Source organism: Corallibacter vietnamensis (assembly GCF_039537875.1).
GTDB lineage: Bacteria > Bacteroidota > Bacteroidia > Flavobacteriales > Flavobacteriaceae > Corallibacter > Corallibacter vietnamensis.
The window spans coordinates 374,288-390,017 of sequence record NZ_BAABBI010000001.1 but is presented as its reverse complement, the minus strand read 5'-3'; the positions used below and the strand labels follow the sequence as shown (position 1 = coordinate 390,017).

General features: G+C 32.6%; 17 protein-coding genes. 9 read left to right on the top strand and 8 right to left on the bottom strand.

Annotated features, from left to right (window positions below; translation table 11 throughout):
- Positions 1 to 65: 65 nt before the first annotated feature.
- Positions 66 to 554, bottom strand: a complete 489-nt coding sequence (locus ABD690_RS01860; RefSeq protein WP_344726463.1) for a hypothetical protein — start codon at positions 552 to 554, stop codon at positions 66 to 68.
- Positions 555 to 717: 163 nt separating this feature from the next.
- On the opposite strand from ABD690_RS01860, the gene greA reads away from it, so the two are divergent.
- Both greA and ABD690_RS01850 read left to right on the top strand, forming a co-directional pair.
- Positions 718 to 1,191: a transcription elongation factor GreA gene (greA, locus tag ABD690_RS01855; RefSeq protein WP_344726461.1), complete on the top strand. Its 474-nt coding sequence runs from the start codon at positions 718 to 720 to the stop codon at positions 1,189 to 1,191.
- Between the two features lie 117 nt (positions 1,192 to 1,308).
- The gene (locus tag ABD690_RS01850; RefSeq protein ID WP_344726459.1) at positions 1,309 to 1,698 is read left to right on the top strand and encodes an HIT family protein; all 390 of its coding nucleotides are present in this window, start codon (positions 1,309 to 1,311) and stop codon (positions 1,696 to 1,698) included.
- Here the strand turns inward: ABD690_RS01850 and ABD690_RS01845 are convergent.
- Both ABD690_RS01845 and ABD690_RS01840 read right to left on the bottom strand, forming a co-directional pair.
- Positions 1,693 to 2,043, bottom strand: a complete 351-nt coding sequence (locus ABD690_RS01845; protein WP_344726457.1) for a hypothetical protein — start codon at positions 2,041 to 2,043, stop codon at positions 1,693 to 1,695. The two genes, ABD690_RS01850 and ABD690_RS01845, sit on opposite strands and share 6 nt — an antisense overlap.
- A gap of 3 nt (positions 2,044 to 2,046) precedes the next feature.
- The gene (locus ABD690_RS01840; protein ID WP_344726455.1) at positions 2,047 to 3,213 is read right to left on the bottom strand and encodes a sensor histidine kinase; all 1,167 of its coding nucleotides are present in this window, start codon (positions 3,211 to 3,213) and stop codon (positions 2,047 to 2,049) included.
- A gap of 119 nt (positions 3,214 to 3,332) precedes the next feature.
- On the opposite strand from ABD690_RS01840, the gene ABD690_RS01835 reads away from it, so the two are divergent.
- The 3 genes from ABD690_RS01835 (at position 3,333) to aat (ending at position 5,319) form a co-directional block, all read left to right on the top strand.
- Positions 3,333 to 4,202: a flavin reductase family protein gene (locus tag ABD690_RS01835; protein WP_344726453.1), complete on the top strand. Its 870-nt coding sequence runs from the start codon at positions 3,333 to 3,335 to the stop codon at positions 4,200 to 4,202.
- Between the two features lie 52 nt (positions 4,203 to 4,254).
- Positions 4,255 to 4,632 (top strand): DUF3127 domain-containing protein, encoded by a 378-nt coding sequence (locus ABD690_RS01830; protein WP_344726450.1) that lies wholly within the window; start codon positions 4,255 to 4,257, stop codon positions 4,630 to 4,632.
- A 63-nt stretch (positions 4,633 to 4,695) separates the two neighbouring features.
- The gene (gene aat, locus ABD690_RS01825; protein ID WP_344726448.1) at positions 4,696 to 5,319 is read left to right on the top strand and encodes a leucyl/phenylalanyl-tRNA--protein transferase; all 624 of its coding nucleotides are present in this window, start codon (positions 4,696 to 4,698) and stop codon (positions 5,317 to 5,319) included.
- Here the strand turns inward: aat and ABD690_RS01820 are convergent, their stop codons facing one another.
- Complete coding sequence (locus ABD690_RS01820) at positions 5,320 to 5,883, bottom strand: DNA-3-methyladenine glycosylase I (protein ID WP_344726446.1); 564 nt, start codon at positions 5,881 to 5,883, stop codon at positions 5,320 to 5,322.
- 107 nt (positions 5,884 to 5,990) lie between these two features.
- Between ABD690_RS01820 and ABD690_RS01815 the strand changes: the two genes are divergently transcribed.
- Positions 5,991 to 6,587 (top strand): thioredoxin family protein, encoded by a 597-nt coding sequence (locus tag ABD690_RS01815; RefSeq protein WP_344726444.1) that lies wholly within the window; start codon positions 5,991 to 5,993, stop codon positions 6,585 to 6,587.
- Here the strand turns inward: ABD690_RS01815 and ABD690_RS01810 are convergent.
- From ABD690_RS01810 to ABD690_RS01795, 4 genes are read right to left on the bottom strand one after another with little or no spacing between them, the layout of a single operon-like run.
- Positions 6,584 to 7,303 (bottom strand): hypothetical protein, encoded by a 720-nt coding sequence (locus tag ABD690_RS01810; protein ID WP_344726442.1) that lies wholly within the window; start codon positions 7,301 to 7,303, stop codon positions 6,584 to 6,586. The two genes, ABD690_RS01815 and ABD690_RS01810, sit on opposite strands and share 4 nt — an antisense overlap.
- A gap of 59 nt (positions 7,304 to 7,362) precedes the next feature.
- On the bottom strand, positions 7,363 to 8,061 hold the full coding sequence (truB, locus tag ABD690_RS01805) for a tRNA pseudouridine(55) synthase TruB (RefSeq protein WP_344726440.1): 699 nt from the start codon (positions 8,059 to 8,061) through the stop codon (positions 7,363 to 7,365).
- Between the two features lie 4 nt (positions 8,062 to 8,065).
- Positions 8,066 to 8,860 (bottom strand): undecaprenyl-diphosphate phosphatase, encoded by a 795-nt coding sequence (locus ABD690_RS01800; RefSeq protein WP_344726438.1) that lies wholly within the window; start codon positions 8,858 to 8,860, stop codon positions 8,066 to 8,068.
- 54 nt (positions 8,861 to 8,914) lie between these two features.
- Positions 8,915 to 9,940: a LacI family DNA-binding transcriptional regulator gene (locus tag ABD690_RS01795; protein WP_344726436.1), complete on the bottom strand. Its 1,026-nt coding sequence runs from the start codon at positions 9,938 to 9,940 to the stop codon at positions 8,915 to 8,917.
- Positions 9,941 to 10,079: 139 nt separating this feature from the next.
- Between ABD690_RS01795 and ABD690_RS01790 the strand changes: the two genes are divergently transcribed.
- The 3 genes from ABD690_RS01790 (at position 10,080) to ABD690_RS01780 (ending at position 15,723) form a co-directional block, all read left to right on the top strand.
- Entirely contained in the window at positions 10,080 to 12,674 is a 2,595-nt protein-coding gene (locus tag ABD690_RS01790; protein ID WP_344726434.1) for a TonB-dependent receptor, read from the top strand.
- 81 nt (positions 12,675 to 12,755) lie between these two features.
- Entirely contained in the window at positions 12,756 to 14,075 is a 1,320-nt protein-coding gene (locus ABD690_RS01785) for an MGH1-like glycoside hydrolase domain-containing protein (RefSeq protein WP_344726432.1), read from the top strand.
- Between the two features lie 4 nt (positions 14,076 to 14,079).
- Complete coding sequence (locus ABD690_RS01780) at positions 14,080 to 15,723, top strand: sodium:solute symporter family transporter (RefSeq protein WP_344726430.1); 1,644 nt, start codon at positions 14,080 to 14,082, stop codon at positions 15,721 to 15,723.
- Positions 15,724 to 15,730: the final 7 nt, after the last annotated feature.

The window sequence follows — 15,730 nt, the reverse complement described above, 5'->3', positions numbered from 1 at the left end:
CCTATTATTTTGTGTGGCTGCTATTGTTTGTTTTTCTATATAATGTGTGGAGTTTGTTGTAATCTCTAGTTGTTATAAACTCTGATAATATCACCGTTAACTTCAACAAAATAGCGCCTTAATGTATAAGGACCAACAGTACCCTCTTGGCCAATACCATTAAAAATTTCATAACTATTTTCATCATTATCACAAGAACAATGTGCAATAATTCCTTCCATGGTAAGCTTTGAGCAAGTTTGTAAATAGTGATTAGGGTCACTTAACTCAAAAGCACTATATTGATTACTGCCAGCATAAAAAAGAACAACACCGTTAATGCCATATTGAGGTAGAACAACATAATTACCCGCAAACTTTAAATCATTGTATTGTGGTAAATTGGTGTTTATAGTGTTTTGAGAATCAAATTGGTAATTTGGAAGATATTGGTTGTTTATTAAAAGAGAATTGTCATCATTTTTATTACAAGAAGCTGTAAAAAAAACAGCTAAAAGCATAAAACAAATAAGTTTTATAACACTAGATATAGGTTGTTTTGAGTGGTTTTTCATTGAGCAAAATTTTGAGTGCAATTTACAATAAAAAGCAAACAGAGTTAAATATTTTGTATATTTGCATAGTAATCTCGTGAGAACGAGATTTTTTGCGTTTAGTACACGTTCTTTTTGAGAATGAATAAACTAAACGTTATTTTATAATATAAACGATGAAGTTATGAGTAAAGTATCTTATTACACAGCAGAAGGTTTAAAAAAATTAAGAGACGAATTAAGACAGCTAAAAGATATTGAGCGTCCACGCGCTTCACAAGCTATTGCTGAAGCTAGAGATAAAGGAGATTTAAGTGAAAATGCAGAATATGATGCCGCTAAAGAAGCTCAAGGTATGCTAGAAATGAAAATTTCTAAATTAGAAGAGGTTTTAGCAGGTGCTCGTGTTATTGATGAATCACAACTAGATACGTCTAAAATTTTAGTGCTTTCTAAAGTTAAAATTAAAAACCAAACCAATGGTATGGAGATGACATACACTTTGGTAGCTGATGGTGAAGCCGATTTAGCGTCAGGAAAAATATCTGTAAACTCTCCTATTGGTAAAGGTTTATTAGGTAAATCTGTAGGTGAAGTTGCTGAAGTACAAGTGCCAAATGGTGTTATGAAATTTGATATCCTTGAGATATCTAGATAAGCAATTTTAAAAAATATCGAATATATAATTTAGAATTCCTGTTCAAATAAAAAAACCGAACAGGAATTTTCTTTTTATATTTACCTAATTACAAGTTTTTAAAGTAATAAAAAAAGTATGGCATCTATATTTTCAAAAATAATTTCTGGAGAATTACCTTGTTATAAGGTTGCTGAAACCGAAGACTTTTTAGCGTTTCTAGATATCAATCCTAACGCAAAAGGACACACACTTTGTATCCCAAAAAAAGAAGTCGATAAAATTTTTGATCTAGATGAAGCAAGCTATCATGGACTTATGGCTTTTTCACGCCAAGTAGCTTTAGCTTTAAAAAAAACCGTGGATTGCAAACGCATAGGAATGTCTGTAATAGGATTAGAAGTACCACATGTGCATGTGCATTTAATTCCGCTTACCACTATGGAAGATGCTAGGTTTACTACAAAAACATCTTTAACGTCTGAAGAATTTGAAAATTTAGCGAAAGCTGTTCAGCAAAATTTATAGAAAATTTAAAACAGCCAATGTTATTATTGCAACAACTACTATTACAGAAACAATAATAAGTAGCCAAGCTGTTTTTTTGAGTTTTAAAGAAGCCTTTTTTGGTTTAAAAGCTTTTTTTTGATACGCAAATACACGCTCTATATCATCTGTCCAGTTTACAGGATAAATAATAGTGTTACACGTTTTGCATTCTATTTCTTGTGTTGTCTCTTTGGTAATAGATTTGTATAAATTGGTTTCAACAAATTTTTGTTTAAAAGTAATTTGAAGTCCGTTAGTGTTATAACACTCTGGGCAGTTATTGTTTAAAGCAGCTTCTTTTATTGTAATAAATTGTTCCTTCATAACTTAAACCGATTTTAAAGCGATTTGCATAGTGGTTCCTTTTCCTATTTCAGAATGAAGTACTTTAATTTTTCCTCCATGAAACTCCTCAATAATGCGTTTAGCCAAAGAAAGGCCTAATCCCCAACCACGTTTTTTTGTTGTAAAACCAGGCTCAAAGATAGTGTTAAATTGTTTTTTAGGAAGCCCTTTTCCTGTATCAGTTATTGCTATTTTTACTATGTGCTCAATTTGAGAGATTTCAATAGTAAGTTTTCCTTTACCTTTCATGGCATCAATAGCATTTTTTACAAGGTTCTCAATGGTCCAACTATAAAGTTGCTTATTTAGGTTTACATAAATCTCTTCAGGTGGTGTTATAATTTCAAAATCTATCAACTTTGAAGATCTTGCTTTTAAGTAGTCATAAGAGTCTATAGTTTCTCTTACTATATCTGTTTTTTCAAGTGTAGGTAGCGAACCTATTTTGCTAAAACGTTCTGTTATGGTTTGTAAACGACTTATGTCTTTTTCTATTTCTATAATATACTCCGGATTCGTGTTTTCAGATTTTAAAATTTCGGTCCAACCAATAAGTGATGATAATGGTGTGCCAATTTGATGAGCGGTCTCTTTAGCCATTCCAGACCAAAGTTTGTTTTGAGTAGCAATTTTAGAACTTCGGTAAAAAAAGTAAACAACAGCACCAAACAAAATAATGATGAGTAATAATGCTAGCGGATAATACTTTATTTTATTTAACACATCAGAGTTACCGTAGTAAAGTGTGCCATAAATAATGGTTTCATTGGTGGCTTTATCATCATAAGAAATGAGTATTGGTTCATTTTCTTGAGAGAATTGATGAATAAGCTTTTCTATATATAAGCTATCTTTTATTTTTTCTTCGTTAATATTTTTGTAATCCCCTAAAATACCGTCTTTATACACAAGCATTGGGTTTGTAATATTGCTGCTAAAAACTTTATCAACAACAGGGTTTACATTTTCGCTTAAAGGATTTTTAAGAATCTCTTTCATAGATGCTGCCCAAACATCCATTTTAGTTTGTTCTTCAACTTTAAATTTTTGAAAAAACACATACGTATTCCAAAGAATTAAGGAAATAATAGCAAAAGAAGCAATAACAATAATCCACCTAATAAGGTTTCTATATTTTGAAAAAACCATAAATTTTGTTTCAAGTTCTAATATAATGCAAATCTGTTAATAATATTGCTTGACAAGTAATCAAATCATTTTTAGTTCAATATCATAATAGTTACCTTTGTGGAAATTAAATAACATTAATGACATCATTCGAACCTAAAGACTTATCAACAGGAAAGTTACATGGCTATTTGTTAAGCGCTGTTGCGCCAAGACCTATAGCTTTTGCTAGTACTATTGATGAAAATGGCACCCCAAATCTGTCTCCTTTTAGTTTTTTTAATGTATTTAGCGCAAATCCGCCAGTGATGATTTTTTCGCCAGCAAGACGCGTAAGGGATAATACCACAAAACATACATTAGAAAACGTAGAATATTTAAAAGAGGTGGTTATAAATGTGGTGAATTATGATTTGGTTCATCAAGCTTCATTAAGTAGTACTGAATACCCAGAAGGTGTTAATGAGTTTGATAAAGCAGGTCTTACTATGCTTGAATCTGATATTGTTAAGCCTTTTCGTGTTGCAGAATCACCAATTCAGTTTGAGTGTAAAGTAACTGATATTATTAAATTAGGAACTGAAGGAGGTGCTGGAAATTTAGTAATTTGTGAAGTAGTAAAACTTCATATAGAAGATGATGTTCTTGATGAAAATGGCGTTATTAATCAAGAGAAGCTAGATTTAGTTTCTAGAGCAGGCGGAAGTTTCTATAGTCGTGCTAAAAGTGGTTTTTTTGAAATACCAAAACCGCTATCTACATTAGGAATAGGTGTAGATAGTTTCCCAGAAGAGGTTAAAAACAGCATGATTTTAACAGGAAATGAACTAGGCATGTTAGGAAATGTAGAGGCGTTACCATCTCAACTTGAAGTTGATGCCTTTTTAGAAACAGTAAGTGAGCGTTACCCTAATATTACCACAGCGTCTCATAGAGAAAAGCATAAATTAGCTCAAAACTATTTAAGTTTTGGTGATATTTTAAGTGCTTGGAAAATTTTATTATCATAAAACATAAACGCTTATTTTAATAGGCGTGCATAAATTCAAATTAAATTAAAACATGGAAGTACAAGGAAGAATTAAATTAATTGGAGAAACCCAAAGTTTTGGAAGTAATGGGTTTAGAAAGAGAGAATTGGTGGTGACAACAGAAGAGCAGTATCCGCAGCACCTTATGATTGAATTTGTTCAAGATAAAACAGACTTGTTAAACACGTATCAAGTAGGTCAGCAAGTAAAAGTAAATATTAATTTACGTGGAAGAGAATGGACAAACCCACAAGGTGAAGTAAAGTATTTTAATTCTATTCAAGGTTGGCGTATAGAGGCAGTACAAGCAGATGCTTCAAATCCAGAAATGCCTCCTGTTCCACCAGCACAAGCTTTTGAGCCTGCAAATAATTTAAACGAAGAGGATCATGATGATCTTCCGTTTTAAAAAAATATAATAATTCAATTATTTTAAGGTCTATTAAATATTTTAATAGACCTTTTTTATACAATGCATTATTTGTCAAAACATATTGCTTTTCCAGACGTAAATCTAGCAACACCAGAAGGTATATTAGCTGTTGGCGGAGATTTATCTGTAGAAAGATTATTGCTTGCTTACAAGAGCGGTATTTTTCCGTGGTTTAACGAAGGAGAACCTATTATATGGTGGTCTCCAGATCCAAGATTTGTATTGTTTCCTGAAAAACTCAAAGTTTCAAAAAGTATGAAACAGGTCTTGAGAAATACAGAATTTGAAGTAACGGTAAATCAGGATTTCAAACAAGTGATAGCAGCGTGTGCAAAGACAAAACGTGTAGGACAAGATGACACTTGGATTACACAAACCATGATTGAAGCCTATACAGCGTTATATAATTTAGGTTATGCTAAATCTGTTGAGGTTTGGTTGCATAACGAGTTGGTTGGTGGTTTGTATGGTGTTGACGTAGGCAATGGCGTGTTTTGTGGCGAAAGTATGTTTGCCAAAGTTAGTAATGCTAGTAAAGTTGGTTTTATAACTTTTATACAGCATACTAATTACAAGCTTATAGATTGTCAAGTTTATACCAATCATTTAGAAAGTTTAGGAGCAGAAGAAATTAATAGGACAGAATTTCTGAAATTTTTATAACTATACATCATTATACCTAAAACAACTTACCTCATGGTCGTTTACCATACCTGTGGCTTGCATATGCGCATAAATAACGGTTGAACCTACAAATTTAAACCCGCGTTTTTTTAAGTCTTTACTTAAAGCATCACTTATTTCAGTTGTGGCAGGAGCACTTTTGTAATCTTTAATAGCGTTTTTTATGGGTTTGCCATCAACAAAACTCCAAATGTATTTTGAAAAGCTTCCAAATTCTTGCTGTACTTTCATAAACGCTTGAGCATTTGTAATTGTAGCGTTTACCTTTAGCTTGTTGCGAATAATACCAGCATCTTGTAGTAAACTATCTATTTTAGGTTGCTTGTAGTTAGCAATGGTTTTATAATCAAAATTGTCAAAGGCTTTTTTAAAGTTTTCGCGTTTACGCAAAACGGTTATCCAACTTAATCCGGCTTGAAAGGTTTCTAAAATTAAAAATTCAAAAATAGTAGCATCATCATAAACAGGAACGCCCCATTCTTGATCATGATAAGCTTCGTAAAGTGGATCGCCAAGACACCAACCACATCGCTGCTTTTCCATATATTAATAGTTGTAAGTTTTTGTTTTAAAGATAGACATACTTAATGATATAAATCATGTTTCAAAATAGAAAATCATCTTATTTTTGAATAAAATTTTAATACAAAATGCAAGATATAATAAAGGATAGCTTAAAAAAGCATATATCATATTCAGAGTATACTGAATTGATGACACAACTCGTAGCAGATGAATCAACAACAGGCGCAGATAAAACGGAAGCTCTAATTAATTATACAAAACTTAATGAGCGACGTATGAAGCGTTGGGATAAAACAATAAAACTATCAGAAGACGCTAAAACTAAAATAGCACAATATAAAAAACCAACTACTTGGCTAGTGCTTACAGAGAGTTGGTGTGGTGATGCGGCACATGTGATACCAGCAATAAATAAGGTTGCAAATGAAAATGAGAATATTAATTTAAAGCTGGTATTTAGAGATGAAAATGACGCTTTGATGAATCAGTTTTTAACAAATGGAGGAAAGTCGATACCTAAACTTGTTATGATTGATGATGAAACAGGCAATGTTGTAAATACATTTGGACCAAGACCTAGTGAGGCAACAAAACTTGTTTCGGATTATAAAGAAACACATGGCGTTTTAACGCCAGAATTTAAAGAAGATTTGCAGCGTTGGTACAACAAAGATAAAGGTCAAAATGCAATAGCAGATTTGTTGCAGCTATTAGATGTTTAGTTTTTTTCTTTAAAGTAAAATGTAATAGAACCTAGTTGCGTTTTTTTAGAAGTATCAATACTAAAACGTGCTTGGTTAGCATATTTTAAAGCTTGATCTTTTAAGCATTCGTTTGCTGAAGCATAGGCTGCATTAATGTAAGAATCAGTGACTAAACCTGAAGCGTTAACTTTAATGTTTACAATGATTTTCCCGCCGTTTTCACAAAGGTAAATAGGTGTTGGCAAGTACTTATGCGTTCGGTTTACTAGCGAGTAATGCATGGAGCTATTTTTGTTTACAGATTGCTTGCCAAGCACAGCAGATCGCCTTTTGTTTAAAACGTCATTAACACTGTTATATGAAGCAAGTACATCATCGTCAATTTCAGAGCTTGAGTTTGTTGAACCTTCATCTGTGTCATTATCATTAATTTTGCTTTCAGATGATTTAAATTTGTAATCTTTTGGAGGAGCAATAGGTTGATAAGCTTTTGCGTAGCGCTTGTACTTTTGCGTTTCGTTAAACGCTTTGTTAGTTTCAGAAAGCTTTTCGCTTGGGTTGTCTAAAGATTTTTTATCAGCAGTCTCTTTTGTTTTTTCAGGTTCTAACTCATAGTAGGTTTCTGCCAACTGTGCGTTTTGTTTTTTTAGGCCAAAATTAAACACAGTAAGAACAACAGTTCCTGAAATAAGAACGGTTAATAAAATGGCTTTATGCTTATTTGATAACTGCAATTTTTTGGGTTATATGTTTTTTAATGCCCAGTTTACAGTATAATATACGGAAAAACAGCTTAATTGGTTGTTAAGCTTTCTATAAAGCCATCTATAGAAGTCGCATTTTTAACTAAAAAATCACCAATTCTAGTACGACGTAAAACAGATAAATGCGCGCCAGAATTTAAGGCAGCGCCAAAGTCATTTGCTAGGGAGCGAATATAAGTGCCTTTGCTGCAAACAACTCTAAAATTAAGATGGTTGCCATCTATTTTTGTGATTTCAAACGCTGAAATTGTAACAGTTCTAGATTTAATATCGACAGATTCTCCTGCACGTGCAAATTCATAAAGTCGTTTGCCGTCTTTTTTAATAGCTGAAAAAACCGGTGGAAATTGTTCAATAGCTCCTATAAACTGTTTGGTTGTTTCATGTATCAGTGTCTCGGTGATATGATCAGTAGGGAAGGTTTTATCTATTTCGGTTTCTAAATCAAAAGAAGGTGTTGTGCTACCTATTACAAAAGTGCCTGTGTATTCTTTTTCTTGACCTTGAAAGGTATTTATTTGCTTGGTCATTTTTCCTGTGCAAATAACAAGTAGTCCTGTGGCCAACGGATCTAAAGTGCCAGCATGTCCTACTTTTATCTTTTTTATTTTAAAGGCTTGTCTTATTTCCCAGCGTAGCTTGTTAACGGCTTGAAATGATGTCCAGTTTAAAGGTTTGTCAATTAATAAAATTTGACCATTAAGAAAATCTTCAGCAGTTTTTTGCATAAAATTAGTTCATTAAAGAGAATACAATGGCAATAATACCTACAATGCCACAATAAATTGAGAAATACGATAATTTACTTTTTCTTACTAAAGAAATCATCCAAGTACAGGCAATCATGCCAGAGATAAAAGCTGCTATAAAACCAATTATAATAGGTGTAAAGTTACCGCTGTTGTAAGTTAAATCACCACCTAAAATGTCTTTAGCTATTTTACCAAAAATTAATGGTACAACCATTAAAAAAGAAAACCTAGCTGCTTTAGATTTGTCATTACCAAGTAAAACAGAAGTTGAAATTGTAGCACCAGATCTTGAAATACCAGGCAACATAGCTATGGCTTGAGAGATACCTATAATAAAAGCGTTACCAAAACTTACTTTTTTGTTGGTGTCTTTTGCTTTGTCAGCCAAGAAAAGTAATGCGGCAGTGATAATAAGCATACAGCCAACAAGTAATATGTTTCCGTCAAATAATTGTTCTAACTGTTCTTCAAAAAGTAAACCTACCAAAACAGCAGGAATCATAGAAATGGCAATTTTTAACGCAAATTGTAAATCTTCATTCCATGTAAAGGTTAAAATACCTTTTAGAATGCTCCAGATATCTTTTCTAAAAATAACAATTGTACTTAATGCTGTAGCAAAATGAAGTACAACGGTAAACATTAAGCTTTCTTCAGGTATAGAGTTGTCCCCAAGAATAGCTTTACCTAATTCTAAATGACCACTTGATGATACAGGTAAAAACTCTGTAAGCCCTTGAATAATTCCCAGAATGATAGCGTCTATTATATTCATAGAGCAAATGTATCAAAATAGATGTACCAATTTAAAATAAATTACATCATTTTATTACACCTTAAAAGTAGATTCTCTTATAATTAAGTTGGTCTTTATTTCAATAGTTTTACTTGTTAATGTATCGTTTGTGTTCTCTATTTCTTCTATAAGATATTTTACCGCGGTTGTTCCTATGCGGCTTCCAGGTTGATCTACAGTGGTAAGTTGAGGGTCTATAATTGTTGAGTGTATAGAGTTGCTAAACCCTATAACTGCTATGTCTTCAGGGATTTTTATATTAAACTTTTTGAGTGTTTTTATCACGCCAATAGCCGCGCCATCAGTAATTGCAAAAATGGCATCAGGCCGTTCTTTCATACTTAATAAAATGCTTGCCATTTGTTTGCCTTCTTTCATGCTGATATCATTACAGCTTAAAATAATTTTATCGTCTACAGGAATGTTGTGTTCTTTTAAAGCTCTTAAGTAGCCAGCATATCTCTTTTCAGAATTATATGAAAATTCAGATTCTTTTATAATCGCGATACGTTTTTTGCCAATATTAATTAAGTGTTCTATGGCGTTAAAAGATGCTTCTTCTTCATTTATAACAATTTGTGAGCAAGGTATTTTGCTAGATACCTTATCAAACAAAACACAAGGTATTCTATCTACGGTTTGTAAAATAGCATCTACATTTTTTGTCATTTTAGAAAGCGACATTAAAATACCATCTACGCCAAATTGTATCATGGTATGCATCATTTCTGTTTGTCTATTTACATCATTATTAGATTCTGAAACAATAACCCGATAACCTTTCAGTTCTGCTTCTTCTAGAATTCCTTTTATGATGGTTGAAGTAAAATAATGAGTTATTGTAGGTACAATAACACCAATAATGTTTGTTTTATGTTGTCTAAATCCTTTTGCAAAAATATTAGGCGTATAGTTTAGGTGATCTGCTAATTTTCTTACATTAATTTTTGTACTCTCACTTATGTCTGGATGATCATTAATGGCTCTTGATACCGTTGAAATTGATAAATTTAACTGACTAGCAATTTCTTTTAATGTTGTTACTTTTTTCTTTGACATGTGCTTGATTTCTAAAATATTTAAAAAAACACCGCAAACGTTTTCGCAAACGTTTGCTTAACTTTTTGATAAAATTAATGACTCAAAATTACATTATTGTTAATAAATTTATTCCAATAATAACAAAATATTAATATTTATGAAAAAACTACTACTCACTATTATGTCTGTGTTTTGCTTTTATATGAGTTTTTCGCAAACAGAAATTAAGGGAACAATTATTGACGAAGCTGGAGTGCCAGTTACCGGAGCCAATGTACTTATTAAAGGAAGTGCTTCTGGCACAACGACAGATTTTGATGGTAATTTTAGCTTTACTACAAATCTAGAAGGAGAACAAGTACTACAAGTTTCTTTTATTGGTTATGAAGCCTATGAACAGTCGGTTAACTTACAGGGAACACTAGTAGAGATTAATGCAGTTTTAGCTGAAGGTGGTAATACGCTTGACGAAGTTTTATTAACAGCGACATCAACTACAAGATCGCAAAAAGAAACACCTTTGTCTATTACATCAATAAACTCTAAACAATTAGCAAAATTAAATACAAGTAGCCAAGCTGATGTATTAAGAAGCGTGCCTGGTATCACTGTAGAAGGTGGTGGTGGTGAAGTAGCATCAAATATTTTTGTTAGAGGATTGCCGTCTGGTGGTCAATATCAATTTAACCCATTACAAATTGATGGAATGCCTGTGTTGAGTACATTCGGGTTAAACTCTTCTGCTCATGATGTGTATTTTAGAAATGATTTAGGAATGAAGAGTATGGAGTTTGTGCGTGGTGGTTCTTCAATTTTATATGGTGTAGGATCTGTTGCAGGTATTATAAACTATACAAGTGTTACAGGATCTCCAGTAACAAAAAGTACTATTAGAACAGAAGTGGCTTCAAACTCTAGATACAAAGCAGATTTTGTAACTAGCGGACCTTTAGATGGAGAAGATTCTAACACGTTTTACGCTTTATCAGGATTTTATAGATATGACGAAGGACCAATTAAAACAGGTTTAGCAACTGAAGGTTTTCAATTACGTGGTAATATTAAACACTTAACAAAAAAAGGATCAATAACATTTTCTGGACAATACATAGATGATAACGTTCAGTTTTACTTGCCTTTCCCTCTAGAAGGAGGCTCAAGAGAACGTCCTAAAGGAAATGATGGTCAAACAATTTATACACTGCAAACTGCTGATGCTGCAAACTTATCTTACATGACGCCTGATGGTATGTATAATTCACCTATTGAAGATGGTGTTTTAACTAAAGGTGGATATTTCTTAACTAATTTCAAACACGATTTTAGTGAGACTTTTAAAATGGATGCCAAGCTTCGTTACTCAAGATATCAACATCAATTTAATTTGTTTTTAGACGGTAGTGGTGTTTCTGGAGCCAAAGTTGTAGAAAATCAACAAGAATATTTAGCAGCAAGAAATTTAACTACTGGTAACTTTACATACCTTAACGGGCAACCATTAGCTGCTAATGCTCTACTTTATGAAAATAGAATATTAGATAGAGATAGACCATTAGAAGAACTTATGGCCGATATCAAATTCACTAAAAAAGTTGGCGTGCACAATGTAACTTTTGGGTCCTTTTTATCAAGATCAAGTGCTGGTGATTTTAATGTAATTACAAGCTATTTAAGTGAATATAACAATACGCCAAGATTAGTAAACGTCTCTGGTTATACCGTAAACGGAATAACAAATAGAGGTGTTAGCTATACAAATAGAAATATTTCTAGCAATAAAGTAGCTGTGTTTTTAACAGATGAAATTAAACTAGATCGTTGGAACTTTGATATAGGTGTTCGTTACGAAAGAGCATCTGGTGATATTGAAGTTGAAGGTACTGATACGTATTCTGTTGATAATACAGGGATTGCTAATTTAGATAATGTTGTTTGGGGGAATGGAAGCTACACTAGAGGTCACGTTTCTGCTGATGATTTTGCCGTAGCACTTGCCGGGTTATATAAGGTAAATGAAAACTTAAGTGTTTATGGTAACTTCTCTAGAGGATATTTCTTCCCTGAATTAAGAGGGACAAAATTTGATGCTAACGGAAATCCGTCATCTTATGATACTGAAAAAATATTACAAGGTGAATTAGGACTAAAATATGGAACACCTAAATTTTCAGGAACACTGGCACTTTATGCTGTTGGATTAAAAGACAGACGCTCTATTACTTTTGTAAATACAGCAAATGGAGGAACTACTGAAGATGTAGATACTCAAGATACAAGTACTATGGGTGCTGAAGCTACTTGGAACTGGAGATTTGTTAAAAACTTCAATTTTGGGGGTTCTGTGACATATCAAGATCACGAAATCACAAAATCTGAAAGTGACCCAACAATAGAGGGTAATGAGTTGAGAAGACAACCTAAATTCTTATCAACATTCAATTTAGGATACGATAACAATAAATTTGATGGCATCTTAACTTACAACTATACGGGTGATAAGTATTCTAACGATACAAACACAATAAAGCTTGATGGTTACGGATTGGTAAATTTTAATTTAGGATACACATTCCCAATAGGAGAAGATTCTGAAACATTGAGATTAGGAGCTCAAGTATTTAACCTATTAAACTCTGAAGGGATTACAGAAGGTTCTCCAAGATTAGGAAACAACCAAACCGAAGAAGAATATTTTGTAGGTCGTCCTGTTTTACCTACGCGTGTGTTTTTTAGCGCAACATTCAATTTTTAATTTTTTGATTTAGTTTATTGACATGCAATGGCACTGCTATAAAGTTATGCCATTGCATTCAAAATTATAACTTACTTATTTATGATAGATAATTTATTAGATTCAGCAAAACAAGTTTTAAACGGTAATTTTCAGCCTAAAGGGTTTTCTATTCCTTGTGACGGTTTATATCCTTTTCAATGGAATTGGGATTCAGGTTTTATAGCTATAGGTTTTAGTCATTATGACTTTGAAAAAGCAAAAAGCGAAGTAAAAACCCTTTTAGATGCGCAATGGAGCAATGGTTTTATTCCTCATATTGTGTTTCATAACGAAAGTGATTCATATTTTCCAGGAGCTGAATTTCATAAATCTGAATTAAGCCCTTATGCGCCAAAAGACCATAAAACAACTGGTTTAACACAACCGCCAGTTCTAGGTTTTGTTTTGGAAGAAATGTATCACATACATAAAAACAAAGATGAGGTTTTAGCATTTGTTAAAAACCATATTGATCAGGTATTTAATTGCCACAAACATTTATATGAACACAGAGATCCAAAAAATGAAGGATTGGTTTATATATACCATAATTGGGAGTCTGGTACAGACAACTCTCCTATGTGGGATGAAGTATGGGAAACTATGACAGATATTCCTACTTATGAGTTTGAAAGAAGAGACACCTCTCATGTAGATGCATCTCAAAGACCATCAAACCAGGAATATAACTATTATTTGCATCTTATAGAAATAGCAAAAGCTCACAACTATGACGATGCTAAAATAACAGAGCTTTCTCCATTTTTAATTCAAGATCCGCTTTTTAATGCAATGCTTATCAAGTCTAATCAGGCGTTGATAAACTTGTATGAAATAATTGGAGGTGAAACAGAAAAAATAAATACATTAAAAGCATGGAATACGTTAAGTAAAAAATCATTTAATGATAAGCTCTATGACAAAGAGTTAAAAGCTTATATTCATTATGATTTACGTAATGACAGACCTTTAAGACATGTGTCTTCATCTTCTTTTAGCCCTTTGTTTGCTAGTGTGCCAGATGCTGACAGAGCCAAAGAGATTATAGATAACTTAATGACTGTGTTTGGTAAAGAAGAGTTTTATTTATGTGCGTCTTTTGATCCTAACAGCGATAAATTCAACCCTAAAAAATATTGGAGAGGGCCTGTTTGGATTAACTTAAACTGGATTGTTTTTCATGGGCTTAAATCTTACGGTTATAATGAATTAGCAACTCGAGTTAAAAATGAAACCATTGAGTTAATTACTAAAAATGGATTTTATGAGTATTTTGACGCTAGAAAAGAAATTCATGAAAGTGGAAGCGGTGGTTATGGCGGTAATAATTTTTCTTGGAGTGCCGCTTTATTAATTGATTTATTAAAAAAAGAGAACTAAATATATGAATTGGTTAGACTATAGTATTGTATTAGGCTATATAGTGTTTTTCCTTGCAATGGGATTTTTCTTTAAAGAAAACAAAAACTCTAGCGATTACTTTTTAGGAGGAAAAAAGCTAGGATGGTTTCCTTTAAGCCTTTCAACTATGGCTACCCAATTATCAGCTATTAGTTTTATATCTGCACCAGCCTTTGTCGGACTTAAATTAGGAGGTGGATTAAAATGGCTTACGTTTGAGTTTGCTGTTCCATTGGCAATGATTTTTATCATGATTGTGGTTATACCACCACTATTCAGATCTGGTGTAGTTAGTGTTTATGAATTTGTAGAAAAGCGTTTCAGTGTTTCAACGCGATTAATTTTAAGTGTTGTTTTTCAAATAAGTCGCGCGTTAGGAACTGGCGTAATGGTGTACACAATTGCAATAATTTTACAAGCAGTTTTAAATATTGATTATGTGTACACCATTTTAATCATAAGTGTAATTACTATAATCTACTCATGGCAAGGTGGTATGAAAGCTGTAGTTTGGGGAGATGCTATTCAAATGATTATCTTGTTTTTAGGGCTTGTTATTTGCCTTTTTTACGGATGGGATTTACTACAAGATCACGGTGGCTTGACAAATGGATTTAATTCTGAAAGACTTCAGGTTATAGACTTAAATATGGGTATAGGCGAAGGTAATGAGTACGGTTTATTACCTATGATTGTTGGAGGCTTCTTTTTGTATGCGTCTTATTATGGGTGCGATCAAACACAAGCGCAACGTTTACTCTCTTCAAAAAATGAAGGAACTATCAGAAAACTTTTACTAGCCAATGGTCTATTAAGGTTTCCTGTGGTTTTAACATATTGTATTATGGGGCTTATTATAGGTGGTTTGGTTACCATAGCTCCAGATTTCTTACAAGAAATAGCTCGTTCAACACAAACATTTTTTCCTGAAAGCTATGCAAACAATGGTGTTAAAGCAGATTTAATGATTCCTGTGTTTATTATAAAATATTTGCCTCACGGTTTAATAGGCGTTTTAATGGTAGGAATTTTATCAGCTGCAATGTCATCTTTAAGTTCTACTGTAAACTCACTGTCTGCGGTAACTGTTGAAGACTTTTTTAACAGAGGTAACGTAAAGTTAAGCGAATCAAAGTATATGATGATTTCTAAAGCGTCCGTTGTCTTTTGGGGTGTTGTTTGTATTGCTTGTTCGTTTTTATTTGGTGGTAGCAAAAGCGCGGTAATAGAAATAATAAATGCTGTTGGGTCGGTATTTTATGGACCAGTTTTAGTAACGTTTTTATTAGCGTTTTTTTCCAAGAAAATAAATCATATTGGTATGAATGCAGGTATTACATTAGCAGTGCTTATCAATCTTATTTTCTCTAAAACAATGCAAGAAATCTTTCATATAGATTTAGGATTTCATGTATTCTGGATCTGGCTTAATTTTACAGGCGTAATTATTGCTTTGATTGTTGCCTATGTAGTTAGCGCGTTAACTAAAAATATACCGGCTAAAAAAGTTAATACAGATTTCAAAATTAAAAAGTCAGACTTTTTCATAAAAGAGGTTTATATCTTACTGGCGTTCTTTGTACTTATTTTAGTTGTTAGTTACTTTTTACCTGTACTTTTAGGTTAAATATCAA